At 35.4% G+C, this 16,135-nt stretch carries 15 protein-coding genes and 1 pseudogene; 14 read left to right on the forward strand and 2 right to left on the reverse strand.

Annotated elements, in window-relative coordinates:
• Positions 1–4: 4 nt before the first annotated feature.
• Positions 5–1,408, reverse strand: a pseudogene (locus tag RHP56_RS04505) (glycoside-pentoside-hexuronide (GPH):cation symporter).
• A gap of 19 nt (positions 1,409–1,427) precedes the next feature.
• The gene (locus tag RHP56_RS04510; protein WP_050884602.1) at positions 1,428–3,140 is read right to left on the reverse strand and encodes a glycoside hydrolase family 13 protein; all 1,713 of its coding nucleotides are present in this window, start codon (positions 3,138–3,140) and stop codon (positions 1,428–1,430) included.
• A gap of 308 nt (positions 3,141–3,448) precedes the next feature.
• Between RHP56_RS04510 and RHP56_RS04515 the strand changes: the two genes are divergently transcribed.
• The 14 genes from RHP56_RS04515 (at position 3,449) to RHP56_RS04580 (ending at position 16,135) form a co-directional block, all read left to right on the forward strand.
• Positions 3,449–4,165: a Firmicu-CTERM sorting domain-containing protein gene (locus RHP56_RS04515; protein ID WP_462794740.1), complete on the forward strand. Its 717-nt coding sequence runs from the start codon at positions 3,449–3,451 to the stop codon at positions 4,163–4,165.
• A 5-nt stretch (positions 4,166–4,170) separates the two neighbouring features.
• Positions 4,171–4,743: an exosortase family protein XrtG gene (gene xrtG, locus RHP56_RS04520; protein WP_014324645.1), complete on the forward strand. Its 573-nt coding sequence runs from the start codon at positions 4,171–4,173 to the stop codon at positions 4,741–4,743.
• The gene (locus RHP56_RS04525) at positions 4,744–6,090 is read left to right on the forward strand and encodes a TIGR03111 family XrtG-associated glycosyltransferase (protein WP_025268039.1); all 1,347 of its coding nucleotides are present in this window, start codon (positions 4,744–4,746) and stop codon (positions 6,088–6,090) included.
• On the forward strand, positions 6,087–6,467 hold the full coding sequence (locus tag RHP56_RS04530) for a 6-carboxytetrahydropterin synthase (protein ID WP_462794741.1): 381 nt from the start codon (positions 6,087–6,089) through the stop codon (positions 6,465–6,467). Before RHP56_RS04525 ends, RHP56_RS04530 begins: the two co-directional genes overlap by 4 nt.
• Positions 6,468–6,470: 3 nt before the next feature.
• Complete coding sequence (locus tag RHP56_RS04535) at positions 6,471–8,027, forward strand: TIGR03766 family XrtG-associated glycosyltransferase (protein ID WP_071951914.1); 1,557 nt, start codon at positions 6,471–6,473, stop codon at positions 8,025–8,027.
• A gap of 206 nt (positions 8,028–8,233) precedes the next feature.
• Entirely contained in the window at positions 8,234–9,055 is an 822-nt protein-coding gene (locus RHP56_RS04540; protein ID WP_011679671.1) for an oxidoreductase, read from the forward strand.
• A 27-nt stretch (positions 9,056–9,082) separates the two neighbouring features.
• Complete coding sequence (locus RHP56_RS04545; protein ID WP_071951917.1) at positions 9,083–9,820, forward strand: NUDIX domain-containing protein; 738 nt, start codon at positions 9,083–9,085, stop codon at positions 9,818–9,820.
• A gap of 65 nt (positions 9,821–9,885) precedes the next feature.
• Complete coding sequence (locus RHP56_RS04550) at positions 9,886–11,052, forward strand: MFS transporter (RefSeq protein ID WP_011679673.1); 1,167 nt, start codon at positions 9,886–9,888, stop codon at positions 11,050–11,052.
• Between the two features lie 159 nt (positions 11,053–11,211).
• Positions 11,212–12,261 carry a 2,3-butanediol dehydrogenase gene (locus RHP56_RS04555; RefSeq protein WP_462794742.1) on the forward strand — a complete coding sequence of 350 codons (1,050 nt, stop codon included), beginning with the start codon at positions 11,212–11,214 and terminating at the stop codon, positions 12,259–12,261.
• A gap of 158 nt (positions 12,262–12,419) precedes the next feature.
• Entirely contained in the window at positions 12,420–13,181 is a 762-nt protein-coding gene (locus tag RHP56_RS04560) for a hypothetical protein (RefSeq protein WP_042251808.1), read from the forward strand.
• Positions 13,182–13,197: 16 nt separating this feature from the next.
• Complete coding sequence (locus tag RHP56_RS04565; protein WP_014324651.1) at positions 13,198–13,785, forward strand: ATP-binding cassette domain-containing protein; 588 nt, start codon at positions 13,198–13,200, stop codon at positions 13,783–13,785.
• Between the two features lie 70 nt (positions 13,786–13,855).
• Positions 13,856–14,431, forward strand: a complete 576-nt coding sequence (locus RHP56_RS04570) for a uracil-DNA glycosylase family protein (protein ID WP_071951925.1) — start codon at positions 13,856–13,858, stop codon at positions 14,429–14,431.
• 65 nt (positions 14,432–14,496) lie between these two features.
• Positions 14,497–15,003 (forward strand): ECF transporter S component, encoded by a 507-nt coding sequence (locus RHP56_RS04575; RefSeq protein WP_011679677.1) that lies wholly within the window; start codon positions 14,497–14,499, stop codon positions 15,001–15,003.
• Positions 15,004–15,364: 361 nt separating this feature from the next.
• Positions 15,365–16,135, forward strand: a complete 771-nt coding sequence (locus tag RHP56_RS04580; RefSeq protein ID WP_462794743.1) for a Cof-type HAD-IIB family hydrolase — start codon at positions 15,365–15,367, stop codon at positions 16,133–16,135.

Here is a 16,135-nt window from a genome sequence, read left to right on the forward strand (position 1 = left end):
CTGATTACTCAATGCTATCTTCCAAATTTTCTCTAGCATGTTTGGCATCAATATAACGTGTCATTTCTAATTCTTTTTCGGGAGTCAAACGATAGAAGAGTATTAGTATGAATGAAATGACTAAAGCGACTAAAGGAACCCAAACATAATTTGCTTCGATACTAAATAGTGCTGCTGCAGACTGGGATTTATTTGGCGCATAGTGACCAAGTGATAAAAGCATACCTGTAATTGCGCCACCAATACCCATGCCAAACTTGGCGGTAAAACTTGAGGCAGAGGTTACAATTCCTTCAGCACGAACGCCATTTTTCCATTCCCCATAATCAACTGAATCTGCTTACAAAACGGCAATTAATGCTCCAACGAAACCATTTCCAAAGTTTCCAATAATCGTACCAATAATTACTAGTGGAACATTCAGTAATTGTGCACCAAGACCAAGGATTAATTGACCCAAGATACTCAGTGCTAGTCCTGATAGTATTGTCTTCTTTTTTCCTATTTTCATGACAATTTTAGGTGTTAAGAATACAGAAACTAATCCAACAGCATTGAAGAACAATGCTAAGGAAGCGAGCCCAGGTTTATCTAAATTGTATTTAAAGAAGTAGATGGTTACTTGTCCTTTTGTCTGCATACCCAACCAATAAATAAAGTTTAAGCCAACAACAATAACCCATGGCCAATTATTCCTAAGTGCTTTTAAAGATGTTTTAATTGGAAGTGCTTGTTGTGATTGGCGGGTTTGTACATGCTCACGTAGGTTTGCAAACACAACCAGGTAAATGATGAAGAAGACGGCCGCTGCCATGACAGCAACCCAGAAGAAACCCCGTCGTGGGTTATTTGCCCCTCCAAATAAGGTGACAAGTGGTAAAGCAATAACTGAAATAAGTGTTCCACCAAAGTTTGAAAATAGCGACCTGATTGTAGAGAGTAAAACACGTTCATTTGGATCTGTTGTCATACTTGGCAAAATTGAGGTCAGTGGAATATTGACAGCTGAATATAAAACGTCAATACCAATATAGGTGACATAGGCCCAGACAATTTTCCAATTCATTGGTAAGTCTGGTGTTGTAAAACATAAAATAGTGAAGATCGTAAATGGAGCATTAAACCAAAGAAAGTAGGGTCGGCTGCGACCCCATTTTGTGTGCGTATGGTCGATCATAATACCCCAAAATGGTCCATCAAGTGCATCAATTACACGTGCAACTAACATCAATGTGCCGACGGCACCGGCTGTGATGCCAAAGACGTCAGTATAGAAATACATTAAATATGTGCCGATTAAGCTAAATGTAAAACTACAAGCAAAATCACTAGCACCATAACTTAAGCGTTCATTCCAAGGCAATTTTCCATTGCTTTTTTCTACCGTAACTGTTCCATTACTAGACATGTCATACACCTTCCTTTTTTTATAGATGCAGTGTGGTTGAGGGAGAAGTATACAGGTACACTTTGACCTCATATGGTTTTAATACTTGATTGTCATTTGTTGGATAATTTTGAATAATTAACTTGCTTTCAGAGGGTACATCATATTGGCGTGTGACCGAATGAGAGGTGAAGTTCGCAATGACGAACAAGGTTTCGTTTTTGTTTTTTCGTGTATAGGCGAAGACTTCCTTATCTTCTTCGTTTCCTTTGAATAAATTGAAATCACCATCGGTAATCACTGGTAAAGTATGGCGTAGTTTGATCAACTTTTGATAAAAATAAAACAGTGAATTGGGATTTGATAATTCATCTTCTGCGTTAATTGATTGATAATTGGGGTTCACAGATAGCCATGGTTTGACGTGACTAAAGCCTGCGTAAATATCGCTATTCCATTGCATCGGGGTCCTTGAATTATCACGTGACCGTGCACGAAGATATGTCATCATATCTTGAGGTGTAATTAATTTTTCCTTTTCAACTAGCTCTTCATATGCATTAATGGATTCCAAATCTTTATATTGTGACAATTCCTGAAAACCAGCATTTGTCATCCCTAGTTCCTCACCTTGATATATATAAGGTGTACCTTGCATGAAATGTAAAAGGGCAGCCAACATTTTTCCAGAAATTTCGCGATATTCTTCTGAGTCGTTGCCAAATCGTGATATAGCCCGGGGTTGATCATGGTTATTCCAATACAAACTATTCCATGCCTTACCATACAGCGACTTCTGCCACTTGGTCAAATTATCACGTAATTTTTTCAATGACACGTGGTTATCGGACCACTTTCCGAGTGCTGGGTTGTCGTTTCCATCCAAGCTAACATGTTCAAACTGAAAAACCATGTTTAGTTCTGTTCCATCTAAATTTGCATATTTCTCCGCTTCTTTTGTGTCGACTCCGATAGTTTCACCAACTGTAATCCAGTCATGCTTTTTCAAGACATGTTTGTTCATTTCAGTTAGATAGTCATGGATATGTGGCCCATTGGCGACAATTTCAGCAGCATCACCATATAATTCTGAACCGTGTATCCGACCATCAGGTAATCCTGTTGGTTTTGAAATAAGGGAAATGACGTCCATACGAAAACCATCAATTCCCTTTGTAGCCCACCAATTCATCATGTCGAATATTGAATGCCTGAGCTCTGGATTATCCCAATTCAAATCGGGCTGTTCTTTGGCGAATAAATGCAGATAGTACTGTCCAGAACTTTTGTCAAGTGTCCATGCAGGGCCAGAAAAGAAGGAGCCCCAGTTGTTTGGTTCATGATCATTAACTGGGTCACGCCAAATATAATAATCTCGATACTTATTATCCGTACTTGTGCTGCTGATGCTCTTTTGGAACCACTCATGTTCAAAAGAACTATGGTTAACCACAAGATCCATCATTATTTTTAATCCACGTTCGTGGGCTTTGCCTAGTAGTTCTTCAAAATCATGCATGTCGCCGAAAGTAGGGTTGATGCTTTTATAATCCGAAATATCGTAACCACCATCAATATTGGAGGTTTTATAGACGGGATTCAACCATATAACGTCAACGCCTAGTTTTTCGATATAGTCAAGACGATTTATTATGCCTCTCAAATCACCTATACCATCGCCATCGCTATCTTGAAAACTTTTTGGGTAGACTTGGTATACAACAGCATTTTGCCACCACATTTTCTTATTCATAAGATCTCCTTCTTCATAAATGGAACGTTCCATTTATTTAACACATAGTATAAACCGAATATAATATAAATGCAAGCGCTTACATTTCGAAAAGACTTTTTCATATTACAGTGATGAAAATAGCAAAATTTAATTGAAAAATTAGGGATAATAATGTACAATTCAGAAAGCATGCATTCGGTTGTTTTCTTGATAGTGATACAAAACAATTGATTGATGTATATATGAACTGAAATAATGCATAACTAAATATAATTTTTTAAGTCTATGAAAACCAATGGTTATAAGTTGAAGGGAGGTATCGTTGATTGCGTTTCAAAAAGATACTAACATTGTTTTTTTTGGCAGTAAGCCTGTTTACAGTCACCTCATTGTATTCGAGTCCAGTTAAAGCAGACACAGCGAATAATTACAATATTACAATTGATGGTAACTTTGAGGATTGGGCAGACAAACCTAAGACAGATATCTTCTTTGACTATAACAATGGCAATGTTACCAAACAGGGTTCTTTTTTATCTGACGATAAGTACTTATATATTTATATTGATATGGATCCTTATAACAAAGGAAACAATTATAGGTTTCAAGGAAGTGGTTGGAATGTCCAAGTTGGTAACAATATTACTAGTTTAACCTTTTCAGTTGATGGTGGAATATGGTCTCTTCAACCTGGTTCCAAAGCTGCTATCTCTTCTGTTTGGTCTTGGAGCAATAATGATCCTGATAAATTATTTATCAACCAACAAATTCCAGGTGTGACTGGTTATGTTACCACTGAAAAATCGAGTAATGGATGGGCATATCGCGATCGTGCAGAGATTAAGATCCCATTAAGAGGCTTTTTAAAAAATCCAGATATGGTGCAAAGCCTCATAATCTATGATACCGATAACATGGGACAACAAAAAGTAACGGTAACTGGTGCTAGTACGGGCGGAAATCTGATCGTTTTAAGCGGTTTTATTATGGTGATTCTGTTAGTTTTATTTGGCAAGTTTTTAAAAAATAGAAAGAGAGGCTAATTTTCTTGAGTATCTTTTTATTAATTAGTGGTGTTATTTGGCTATATGCTTTATCTGTTTTTAAAAGAGCCAAGCTCCCAGCTTTTTATTTTATTGTGGGTAGTGTGGGGCTATTTTTTATTTTATTTTTCTTTAGTAAACCTTATTTTATTTGGATAATGGCGCGAGCGGTTACCATTGGGGTTTCTTTAGTCGCGCATCCCTTAAATTTAGCCACTGTATATTCGGATTACGGTTTAATTGCTATTAATAATGGGTTTAACGCCATTACAATGTCAATTGATTATGAGTGCTCAGGAGTCATAGAAACAGCAGCATTTTGGGCTTTATTAGCATTTTATCCTATGTATCAAGCTAAAGAAAAAGTTGTGCTAGCCTTACTGGGCTTTTTGTGGATGTACGTTGCAAATGTTATTAGATTGATTTTGATTGTACTAATAGTTCATACTTTTGGTGTGGATCATTTCTTTTTAGCTCACTCAATTATCGGTCGAATTGTATTTTATATTTTTGCCGTGTTCTTTTACTACAAAGTATTTACATACGGTTATTTAGCAAAAAATAAAAAGAAGGTGTAAATGAATTACCTATTTTTTTCAACGTTAAGTCAAATGGGATTCTGGATAACTTGGCTACTGATTCCTATTTTAGTAGAAACAGTTCCTGCAATTTCATCTTTTGTTAAAATATTTTTTTATACGATTGGTAAGCCAAAATCTGAAAAAGATCCAAGTTTCTGGCCTTTTATTTCAATTATTATTCCAGTATATAACTCTGAAGATACGCTGTATGAATGCATTCAATCAGTTTACCAATCGACCTATCCTATAGATAAAATTCAAGTGATAGTGGTTGATAATAAAAGTCAAGACAAAAGTTTTAAAGCTTTTCAATCTGCACAAAACAGTTTTCCAAAATTAAATATGCAGTGGATGAAAACAGAGCAAGGAAAGGCTCGTGCGCTAAACTCTGCAATTTATAGTAGTTCTGGTGCGTATATTATTAACATTGACAGCGACGGAATTTTAGAGCGCAATGCTTTAAAAAATTTAATCAAAAAGTTTGAGAGTGATACAACAATATCTGCTATGACAGGTAGTATACTGACACAAAAATCTTTGATTAAAAGTACTAAAAATGTTGGATTGAAGTGGTTGCAGCGCTTAGAGTATTTTGAGTACGCGCAAGCTTTTATGTCGGGCAGGAGTATTGAATCACAAAACAATCACTTATATACAATGTCAGGTGCATTTTCAGGATTTCGAAAAGATGCATTAATGAAAACCTTTATGTATGATGTATCAACTGTCGGCGAAGACATTGATATTACCTTTCAGGTTAGAGACAAAGCGAAAGGAAAGGTTATTCTTTGTGCAGATGCTTTCTTTTTCGTTGACCCAATTGAAAGCTGGAATAAATTATATACGCAACGACAACGTTGGCAGCGTGGCCAAATTGAAGTATCGCAAAAGTATTCTGGAAATCGTTTGGGATTAAAATCATTTTTCTCAAATTTTTTGGTGAGAAGACTAATCATTGATCACACATTTATGTTTCTAAAAACAATATGGCTCTTCGCAAGTATTGCGCTATTGTTTTTAAACTATTCACCGTTATTGCTACTACTATCATATGTTGCCATTTATCTTCTATATGTTTTTATGAGTACAATGGTTTTTGTTAATGTAAACATGATGCTAAAAAAATTTAGTGATGAGCGAACATTTTATTTTTCGCTATTCGATTGTGTATTTTGGATGCCTATATATAATTTTATTTTGTCTTGGGTACGCTTAATTGGCGTAATTAATACAGAATATCTTTCTGCTAAGTGGGCTACGAAAAATTATCATGAAGAATTCAAAACAGTAGGAACAATTGTTAAGCAGGACTTTATTAAAATTAAAGGAGGTAGAAAAAAATGAATTTAGTAGGTACCTATCATTTGAAATATTACATCCATGCTAGCCATGCAATTAGATGGGAAAATGGCGAAGGTGACGAACACGCACATTCTTGGGAAATAGCGGTAGAGTTCCGTTCAACCAACGAAAACATGATTGTATTTGATAAAATTGAGAGCTCTCTAGATGATCTTTTTAAAGCATATTCTGAAAAATTTTTGAACACGGTTGAACCTTTTACCACAATAGATCCTACTTTAGAAAATATAACAAAGTTCTTTTTTACGTTAGTTGAGAAGCAAATTTTACCTATGCACGCACAATTAAACAAAATTGAGCTCGGTGAATCGCCAATGAGATTTTATTATGTGACCCGAGATGACATGAGTGGTGAATAGGATATGAAAAAGAAGATATTTTCTTTGGGAAATGCTACTATTCTGATTTTATTTTATTTACTTTTTGGTGTTACCTATCTTTCGGCGATTCTATCAGATAATTTTACTATCGGCGATAACTTAAAAAGAGGCACAACAACTACGTTGGGATTGCTTGTCTTTATTAGCATAATACTATTGTTCATAAGCCTAATTTATTTTTTACCTAAAATCAAAAAGGCTGTTGTATTTGTTTTTAAACAACATAAAAATATTACATCAATTGCGTTATTTGTATTGTTAGTTTTATTACAATTTTTGTTTGTAACAGTATTTCATCCTAAAATTGGCTGGGATCCTTCGGCATTAATTAATACACTAGATCATGTAGATGATGTAAATAATCGAGCATATTTTAGTTTGAATTCAAATAACTTGCCCATTCTGTTGTTTATGTCGTTTCTTTCAAATGTTTTTCAGTTGAAAACATGGTTGTTTTTTGATTATCTGACCATAGTCATGGTTGATCTATCGATTATTTTTTCGGTTGCCACCTCTTATATGATCGACAGACGTTACTTTGCAGTTTCTTTATATATTCATATATTAGTATTTGGTTTCTTTCCTTGGATAGTTATACCCTATACCGATACATGGGTCCTACCATTTGTATCAGCATTTTTATTTTTCTATTTCAGCGCAAAGAAAGTATCTAAACTATGGCAAAAAAATATATTAATGACACTCTTTGCTTTACTTGTGTGTGGAACGTATTTCATTAAACCATCCGCAATTATTCCCGCTATCGCAATCGGTTTAATTGAGGCACTTAGCTTGTTTAAAGAAAAACGTGTGTTATTACCCGAAGTACTCAAAAAAACCAGTACAGTTTTGATAGTTATGTTTTCTTTTATTTGTTTATACACGATAACTCAAAATAAAATTGAGCATCAAACATTAATTCATGTCAATCGAGAGCGTGTTATCCCAGCGGTGCACTTTATGAACATGGGTATTTCTGGTGATGGTGGATATAATGCGCAGGATACTTTAAAAATGGGTGAGTTAGCAACTAAGTCCGAAAAAATTGAGTATTCGAAACAAATGTATGTCAAACGATTAAAAAAGTTAGGTGTCATTGGCTATTTTCATTTTATAATTCAAAAGCAAATAAACAATACGGCCGATGGCTCGTTTGCATGGGGAAAGGAGGGGCATTTTATTCAGGGAGACCAAATTCCAAAATCCCATGGATTAAAAGGGGTGCTGGAAAATCATCTGTATATATATGGGAAAAATGTGGCCAACTTTCGGTTTATTGCCCAATTCATTTGGTTGATTATCTTAAGCTGTATATTTTTTGGTTGGCATAATAAATCACAGACAACACAAACAATCAGATTAGGTATCACGGGAGCCTTTCTGTTTCTTCTTTTGTTTGAAGGAGGTAGAAGTAGGTATATTATCCAATTTTTACCACTATTTTTATTGGGCGCCAGTCTCTTGGTTAATGATTCGAAACAAATTATTAAAAAAATTATTGATGCTACGTTATTAAAACGAACAAACTACGAATCATAATAATTACAATTTTGATAGTATGATGTCACTGGTAACAGTGGCTTTTTAATTATGAAAGCGTGAAAATTAAGGTTATAATTATTTTGTTGGAAAACACAGTACGCAGTAAAGTTAACAGATTAATAAGTTTGTTAATTGTCAAATCATATTTTGAAACTTTACGTCAATATATGAGTCATCGAACGAAAAATGGAGAACATAAACGTATGACCAAACAAAAGATAGTATTAATAACTGGTGCTAGTAGTGGTATTGGGTATCAAGCAGCAGAAAAACTAAGCGCGTATGGCTTCAAAGTTTATGGTGCAGCACGCCGAATTGAAAAAATGAGTCCACTATCTTCATTAGGAATTATTCCTCTTAAGATGGATTTAACTGATGAACATTCAATTAAATCAGCTGTAGCACACGTTATTAGTCAAGAGGGTCAGATTGATATTTTAATTAATAATGCTGGCTATGGTTCATATGGTGCTATTGAAAATGTCCCCATAGAAGAAGCTAAAAAGCAATTTGAAACTAATTTGTTTGGCCTTGCCACTCTTGTTCAACTGGTTTTACCACATATGCGTCATCAAAAATATGGTCGTATTGTTAACATTTCATCTATGGCAGGACGTATGACAACATATATGGGCGCTTGGTATCATGCCACTAAGTATGCTCTCGAAGGATTTAGCGATGCGCTACGCATGGAAGTCAAACCATTTGGCATTGATGTTATTCTTATTGAACCAGGTGGAATTAAAACTGACTGGGGTACTATTGCTGCAGAGAATCTTCGAAAAACTTCGGTTGATACACCTTATGCTGAACATGCTTTAGCAGCGTCCAAAAGAATGCATCAACTTTATACATCTAGCAGGCTAACAGATCCAGATATAGTTGCTTCAACAATAGTAAGGTCAGTGACTACTAAACGACCAAAGCCTAGATACTTAGTGGGTTATGGCGCAAAGATATTGATTAGTTTGCATGCCATTTTACCTACACGAATGTTTGATAAATTAATTCAAAAGGTTGTTTAAATTTTAGTCAACTACAAGGAGGTAGTTATGGATTCATTTCCTTTGGAAAGACCTTACATCACTATTACTAATGTCATCTGGAGCTTTGATTATGACACGCAACAGGTCAAAGTACTATTAATCAAGCGTGCCGATGAGCCATTTAAAAATTTTTGGGCGTTACCAGAAATATTGTTGCGAGAAGACGAAAGTGCACACGAAGCATCCTTACGGCTAATAAAAGAGAAAATAGGATTATCGCTTTCTGATGTTCATGCAGAGCAACTAGCAACGTTTACAGCACCAGATAGAAATCCTGATTTTCGGGCGCTGTCGCTGAGTTACATGATATTTTTGCCAAAATACGTGAATCTTGTTCCTGGATCTGGTGCAATCGAAGCAGAATGGTTTACGCTAGAAAAGATTAAAAACAATTATTTTGGCCTAAAAAAGGGTGATTTGTTTTTTAAAACGTTAGCTGAAAATGAGTACGTAACAGAATTAGATTCTCAAAAGCGATTGGCCTTTGATCATAATTGGATTTTAACTGTGGCTTGCCACCGGATAGTCAACAAACTGAACTACCAGCCGACTATTTTATTAACATTAGGAGCTTCCTTTACGCTGAAAACAGCTCGGCACGTCTATGGTATTTTTGGACAAGATGAGCCTGATAATTCTAATTTTTTACAAAACAACAAAAAAATATTTGAATTAGTTGGAGAAGTTGATAAAAAAGGGCCGGGGAGGCCAGCAAAAAAGTTTCGCTTGCTAATTTCATTTTAAAGATGTAGAATCTCTTTATAAATAATAAAAGTAAAAAATACTTTTATAAGGAAGAGGTTCTTTTTATGGATAAAAAGAGACACTTATTGTTCATTATTGGCACGGCATGGATGATTGACGCATTGGATGTTGCTTTGCTATCGTTTATCATGCCATTGATTAAAAATGAGTGGGACGTCGGTAGTACAGAATTAGGATTGGCCGCCGCTGTCACATCGATTGGCATGATTGTTGGGTCAATTGTTTGCGGTAAATTAGCTGATAAATATGGTCGTAAAAATATTATCATCGGAACGCTACTCATTTTTTCATTGGGTAATCTGGCGTTAATATTTGCGCCAAACATCTTGTGGTTTATGGTGATTCGTTTTATAACAGGCATTGGACTAGGTGGGGAGTTACCAGTAGCAGCAACGATTATTGCTGACAACTACACTGGTACAAAGCGATCACAAATGCTGTTATTAGCGGATAGTTTTTGGGCCTATGGTTGGATTTTAGCATCTTTGATTTCTTTTCTAATTATTCCTCGTTTTGGCTGGCGCGCTGCCGTTGCCCTTGCGGCTTTGTTTGCTTTTTATGCCCTAGCATTGCGTAAGCACTTACCAAATGAACCGATCAATAAGAAAAGTCACGAAGGCACTTTTAAAGAGCTTCTTTCCAGCAAACATCGATCAAGGTTAATTGTTTTAAGTATAATGTGGTTTATTGTGATGTTGACCTATTATGGGATCTTTTTGTGGCTACCTACTGTCCTAACCATGCGTGGTTTTTCAATCGTTAATTCATTAGGATATACGCTTATCATGAGTATAGCTCAGTTGCCTGGGTATTATTTAGCTGCCTACTTAATGAATAAGATGAGTCGGAAAAAGATTTTGGCAATTTATCTGTTGGGCACGTTGATTTCGAGTTTCGTTTTTGGCTTTGGTACTAATATAGCTTTAATACTAGTGGCCGGTGCCTTTATGTCTTTCTTTGACTTAGGTGCATGGGGGACATTAATCTCCTTGACTCCCGCACAATTTCCTGAGAAAATACGAGGTACAGCCATGGGTACCGCACAAGCAGTTGGGCGTGTAGGTGCCACGGTTGGACCATTCCTTGTCGGTTGGTTATTTGATTTCAAATTAGGCATTAGTGTCATATTTAGTGTCTTTGCAGTATTGCTGATTATTGCGATAGTGGTGTTATTGATAGGTGTAAAAGACAATCTAGAGGACGAGTATTGATTTTTACCATAGTATTACTTAGTTGTGTTGTACAAATTTATATGTTTTATACAAAAAAACAATGAAATTTATATACACAAATTGTAAGCGTTGACATATAATATAATAAAGATAATTTATGTCTTCCAAAATTTAAACTGATAGTCAGAAGGAGAAAAAATGAAAGCAGCTGTATGGCATGGCGTTAAAGATGTTCGTGTGGAGGATGTTGAACTCAAACCAACAAAATCTAATGAGGTAGTAGTGCGTGTTGCTTATGCTGGGATTTGTGGCAGCGACTTACACGAGTACCTTGAGGGTCCTGTATTTATTCCCGTTGATCAACCAGATGAATTGACTGGCGGTCAAGCACCATTAACGATGGGACATGAGTTTTCTGGCGTTATCGAAAAGGTAGGTCCTGATGTGGCTAATTTTAAAGTTGGGGATCACGTTTCAATTAATCCAACTGTCACAAAGGGAATTTCTTCTGATGATTTGGATGTTTACGATGGCTATAGCTTTATTGGTTTAAGCACGGATGGTGGCTTTACATCATACGTGAATGTACCAGAAGATAACTTATATCATTTACCTGAAGAATTCTCATTGAAATTAGCAGCTACTATTGAGCCAACTGCAGTTGCGGTCCAAGCTATCAAAGAGGCTGATCTTCGATTTGGCGAAAAAGTTGTGATTTTTGGTGCTGGACCAATAGGTGTATTAGTTGCTGCTGCTGCGAAGGCGGCAGGGGCTACTAAAATCGTGGCTGTAGATTTGTCAGAAGTTCGCTTGAGAAAAGCGCTTGAAATGGGCGCAACAGATATGATTAATCCAAGTCAAGTGCCAGACACTATTGCAGCTATTAAAAACATTATTCCTGGTGGAGCGGATGCATCATTTGAAGTTGCCGGGGTACAACCAACCTTTGAACAAGCAATAGATGCAACACGTCCGCGCGGAAGTGTCGTTATTGTTTCAATTTTTGCAAAGCCAATCAGCTTTAACCCAATGCAATTGATGAATGCAGGTGTTAAACTGACCACAACAATTGCTTATTCAAAAGAAACTTTCCAACAAACTGTTGCTCTTGTTAGCAGTGGGCAAATAAATGTAGAACCAGTTATTACGGATACAATTTCATTGGACAGTATTGTTTATGATGGTTTTGAGTCATTAACAAGCGATAAATCGCAGGCCAAGATTTTAATTGATTTAAGTAAAGATTAACTACTTTAAAATATCGAAGCATACAAGTTGCTACTATTCTTACTTTTGTTTAGGATAGCGGTAGCTTTTTATTATGATTTACACATTTAGCTAATTAATATATAATGAAAAGAGTTTAACTTGTTTTTTAGAATTTATAACAGTTATGGGGAAGAGTAATGGACGATGTTAAAAACTTATCCAGCGTATATTGGGTTAATATGCTGAGCAACAAATTTGTTTTTATTTTTAATTTGGTTATTCCGACTATTTATTTTCTATATATAAATATCAATTCTTTCACGCGTGACAGCGTGACGTTTAACCACGAAACTTTCAAGGTCATTGGTTATTTTTGGGCTTACATCATTTTAGTCACAATTTTAAATAATGTGATTGTTGGGATGATATCTCAAAGGGAAAGCGGATTTTACAAACAAACTTTCTTCATTGTCGGATCTAAATACAAAATACTGGGTGCTAATTTTCTTGTCCAGTTATTAGTGTTGAATATTGAATTACTGATCTTTAATTTTGTGGTCATGTTTACTGCTCATTATTGGAGCATAAAGCTATTATTAGCTGGCATAATGGCTTCTATCGTTGTTTCATTACCGATTGCTTTTGCTGGTAGCATATTATTTATGCTTAAAATTAAAATAGAGTCAATAAATATCCTGGTGAGTATGTTATTATTTGGTCTATTTATTGGGATGCATGTTCCAAACAATAGGGAAAACTTAATTACTACCTTTACTTCGCTAATTAATCCGCTTTCATATATTACTGAAGTGAGCTATCAAGTGCTATTATTTTTATTTAATGCTAAATTGTATTATTCGGAGATTGTCGTTTGTCTATTAGTCACACTTATTTATGTTTTAATTGGTTGGTACTCTATTTCAAAATTATCAGTAAACGCAGTGGCCGATCGAGTCTAAGCGGGGAGAGTAAGTTATGCAAATAAAAAAATATTCACTCCATTTTGGGAAAAGGATTCTTGCAAAAAATCTTGATGTTATATTAGCCGAAGATAAAATAAATATTATCTCCGGTGGTAACGGTGTTGGAAAAACTACTTTTTTAGATTTTCTTGCTGGTGTCGGGCCCAAGACAGCGACTGGAGAAAAAATTGGTGTTCCTGCCCAACGCGATATTGCTTACCAACTTCAGAACATACATTTTTTTCCAACACTAACCGTCAAACAAACTATTGAAATGTATCGTCGATTCGGTAATTCGTTGTTAGAAGATAATGAAAGCTTTAAAGAAATTAAGCAGACAGTTTTAGACAGTATCTGGCATTTAAAAGTTGGCCAACTTTCTGGCGGAGAAAGAAAAATTGTGTTGACTTATGGACAGTGTCTACTCAATAAAAAATTGTATATTTTTGATGAACCGACAAGCGGGGTAGATACTACAAACGCTAAAATTATATTAAAGCTTATTGCAGCTTTAGTTGTAAATAATGAAAAAACAGTGGTTATGACATCGCACAATTTGGACCAATTAGACGGCCTCCCATTTTCTAAAATAGATTTTTAACACAGTTGGATGCTATTAATATGGTAATATAAAGTTAGATTATGTAATTCATAACAAATGGGAGAAATACATGACTATCTTTGAGGACATTAAAGCAGATAAGGATAATTTAACTTACACAGAAAAAGGCTTAAATCCTGTATTTTACACACCTAAGAGCGCGAAAATTCTGATTATTGGTCAGGCTCCTGGTAAAAAAGTGCAAGAAACAGAAATCATGTGGAATGATGCTTCTGGAGATAGACTACGCGAATGGTTGGATGTTGATAGAAAACAATTTTACGATTCTGGTAATTTTGGATTTATTTCGATGGACTTTTATTACCCGGGGAAAGCAAAATCAGGTGACAAGCCACCGCGTGGTAGTATAGCAAAAAAGTGGCATCCAAAGCTTATTGCTTCAATGCCTAATTTGCAGTTAATTGTTTTAATCGGGTCATATGCTCAAAAATACTATCTACACTTGGCTCGCACAGAGAAAATAACTGATGTTGTTAAAAATTATAAATCTTATTTGCCAAAATATTTTCCTATCATTCACCCATCGCCAAGGAATAATAATTGGCTTAATCGTAATCCTTGGTTTGAAAAAGAGGTAGTACCTCGCTTGCAAGCCAAAGTTAGTGACACAATTAAAGAAAAGTGAAATTGTGCGACTATCTGACTGAAGTATAAAAAGATATTTATTTAAAATAAAAGGAAACAAATAATATGATAGAACAAAAAAATCATACAAAGCAGATCACTATTTTAGCAACCATCATTGCTTTCAATATTGCATTATCTTACATTGTTAAGATACCTGTCCCAGCGACAAATGGATTTGTTAACTTGGTTGAAGCTGGGATATTTTTAGCTGCCCTGCTTGGTGGTGCACGTAGTGGATTGATCGTCGGTGGCTTAAGCGGTCTGCTGTTAGATTTGCTTGCTGGTTATCCACAGTGGATGATTTTTTCTTTAATTATTCATGGGATAGAAGGATTAATCGTGGGCTATTTTGGCTATAAGAAACATATTACCAGCCAAGTCATTGGCTTAATTATTGGATCATTTATTATGGTGGTTGGGTACATGTTAGCTGGTGCTATGTTGTATAATTGGACAGCGGGATTGGCGTCAATTATCGGGAATATCGCACAAGCAGTGATGGGATTAATCGTTGCATTAGTTCTTGTTCCAGTATTTAAAAAGCTACCACAGGTTGATTTGAAAATTTAAGCTTTTTTGGTTAGCTATTGCTTTTTCCGGTTGATTGAAGACCTTGTATAAGAAGAACAACAAAATTTACATTTATATGATATAATTACAAACGAACTGGAAAACTGGAGCTAGGGTTCCGCAATATGGTCAGTGACCGAGGGCTCCATCTTTTGAAATATTCAAAAGGCACCTATTGATATAAAAAATCCGAGGGGAAAGGTTTAGCGTTTTTACTGTACGCTGATTCTTTCCTCTTTTTTGTTGTTTTTGATTTCGACAGAGTAATAGCTGAAAAATAACGTAAAATTCAAAACTCAATATTTTTGTTATATTGAAAAGTGCAATAAAAAAACATTAAGAGAATACGAAGAGGTAAAAGATGATGAGAAAAATTGCTTTTTTTGATTTAGATGGGACGCTTTGTTCAGGTGGCGATTTACATGTCTCTTTGGAGATCAAACAAGCGTTTCAAAGCATGCGTGAGAATGAAATTGAACCTGTTATAGCAACGGGCAGAAGTTTTTACGAGGTACAGCATTTACTGACGTTTTTAGAAGTAGAAAATTACATTCTGTCTAATGGTTGCTATGTCAAATTCAAAGGAAAGCTAATTCAAAATGCGACTATGTCGATTGTTGAAATTCAGCATATATTAGCAATAGCCAATGAGTACAATATTGGTACAGGTTTTTTTAACCAGAACGGTTTTGCTCTAACAATGGATAATCCGATCGTGCAACAACATATGAGAAGTATGGGCAGTATGGATATCGAGTTCAATGAGAAGTTTTTTGTAGAACAACCTGTTAACTTTATGAATTTATATTTAAACGCCAAAACCGAGAGGGTCATTAGAGAGAAAATTATTGCAGTTTCAGATATTGAACGCTATGCGCCGTTGGCCATCGATATCCTACCTAAAGAAGTTTCTAAGGGGCAAGCAATTAATTTGTTGCTAGAAAAGGTTAGTGACAGTAGGGTGACAACTTATGCATTTGGTAATCAAAACAATGATATTTCCATGTTCAAAACGGTGAATTATGGGATGTCTATGAAAGAGTCTACAGCGGAATTAAAGAAGTTATCTAGCTATGTTGCAAAAACAGATAATGGCGTTTTGGAAGGCTTAAAACATTTTAAGTTAATATAA

Source organism: Leuconostoc sp. C5, from assembly GCF_056530425.1.

What these genes read in the sequence shown, in the direction of transcription:
- RHP56_RS04510 (WP_050884602.1), bottom strand. Translation starts at nt 3,140, where the DNA reads ATGAATAAGAAAATGTGGTGGCAAAATGCTGTTGTATACCAAGTCTAC.
- RHP56_RS04525 (WP_025268039.1), top strand. Translation starts at nt 4,744, where the DNA reads ATGAATTACCTATTTTTTTCAACGTTAAGTCAAATGGGATTCTGGATA.
- RHP56_RS04530 (WP_462794741.1), top strand. Translation starts at nt 6,087, where the DNA reads ATGAATTTAGTAGGTACCTATCATTTGAAATATTACATCCATGCTAGC.
- RHP56_RS04535 (WP_071951914.1), top strand. Translation starts at nt 6,471, where the DNA reads ATGAAAAAGAAGATATTTTCTTTGGGAAATGCTACTATTCTGATTTTA.
- RHP56_RS04540 (WP_011679671.1), top strand. Translation starts at nt 8,234, where the DNA reads ATGACCAAACAAAAGATAGTATTAATAACTGGTGCTAGTAGTGGTATT.
- RHP56_RS04545 (WP_071951917.1), top strand. Translation starts at nt 9,083, where the DNA reads ATGGATTCATTTCCTTTGGAAAGACCTTACATCACTATTACTAATGTC.
- RHP56_RS04550 (WP_011679673.1), top strand. Translation starts at nt 9,886, where the DNA reads ATGGATAAAAAGAGACACTTATTGTTCATTATTGGCACGGCATGGATG.
- RHP56_RS04555 (WP_462794742.1), top strand. Translation starts at nt 11,212, where the DNA reads ATGAAAGCAGCTGTATGGCATGGCGTTAAAGATGTTCGTGTGGAGGAT.
- RHP56_RS04560 (WP_042251808.1), top strand. Translation starts at nt 12,420, where the DNA reads ATGGACGATGTTAAAAACTTATCCAGCGTATATTGGGTTAATATGCTG.
- RHP56_RS04565 (WP_014324651.1), top strand. Translation starts at nt 13,198, where the DNA reads ATGCAAATAAAAAAATATTCACTCCATTTTGGGAAAAGGATTCTTGCA.
- RHP56_RS04570 (WP_071951925.1), top strand. Translation starts at nt 13,856, where the DNA reads ATGACTATCTTTGAGGACATTAAAGCAGATAAGGATAATTTAACTTAC.
- RHP56_RS04575 (WP_011679677.1), top strand. Translation starts at nt 14,497, where the DNA reads ATGATAGAACAAAAAAATCATACAAAGCAGATCACTATTTTAGCAACC.
- RHP56_RS04580 (WP_462794743.1), top strand. Translation starts at nt 15,365, where the DNA reads ATGATGAGAAAAATTGCTTTTTTTGATTTAGATGGGACGCTTTGTTCA.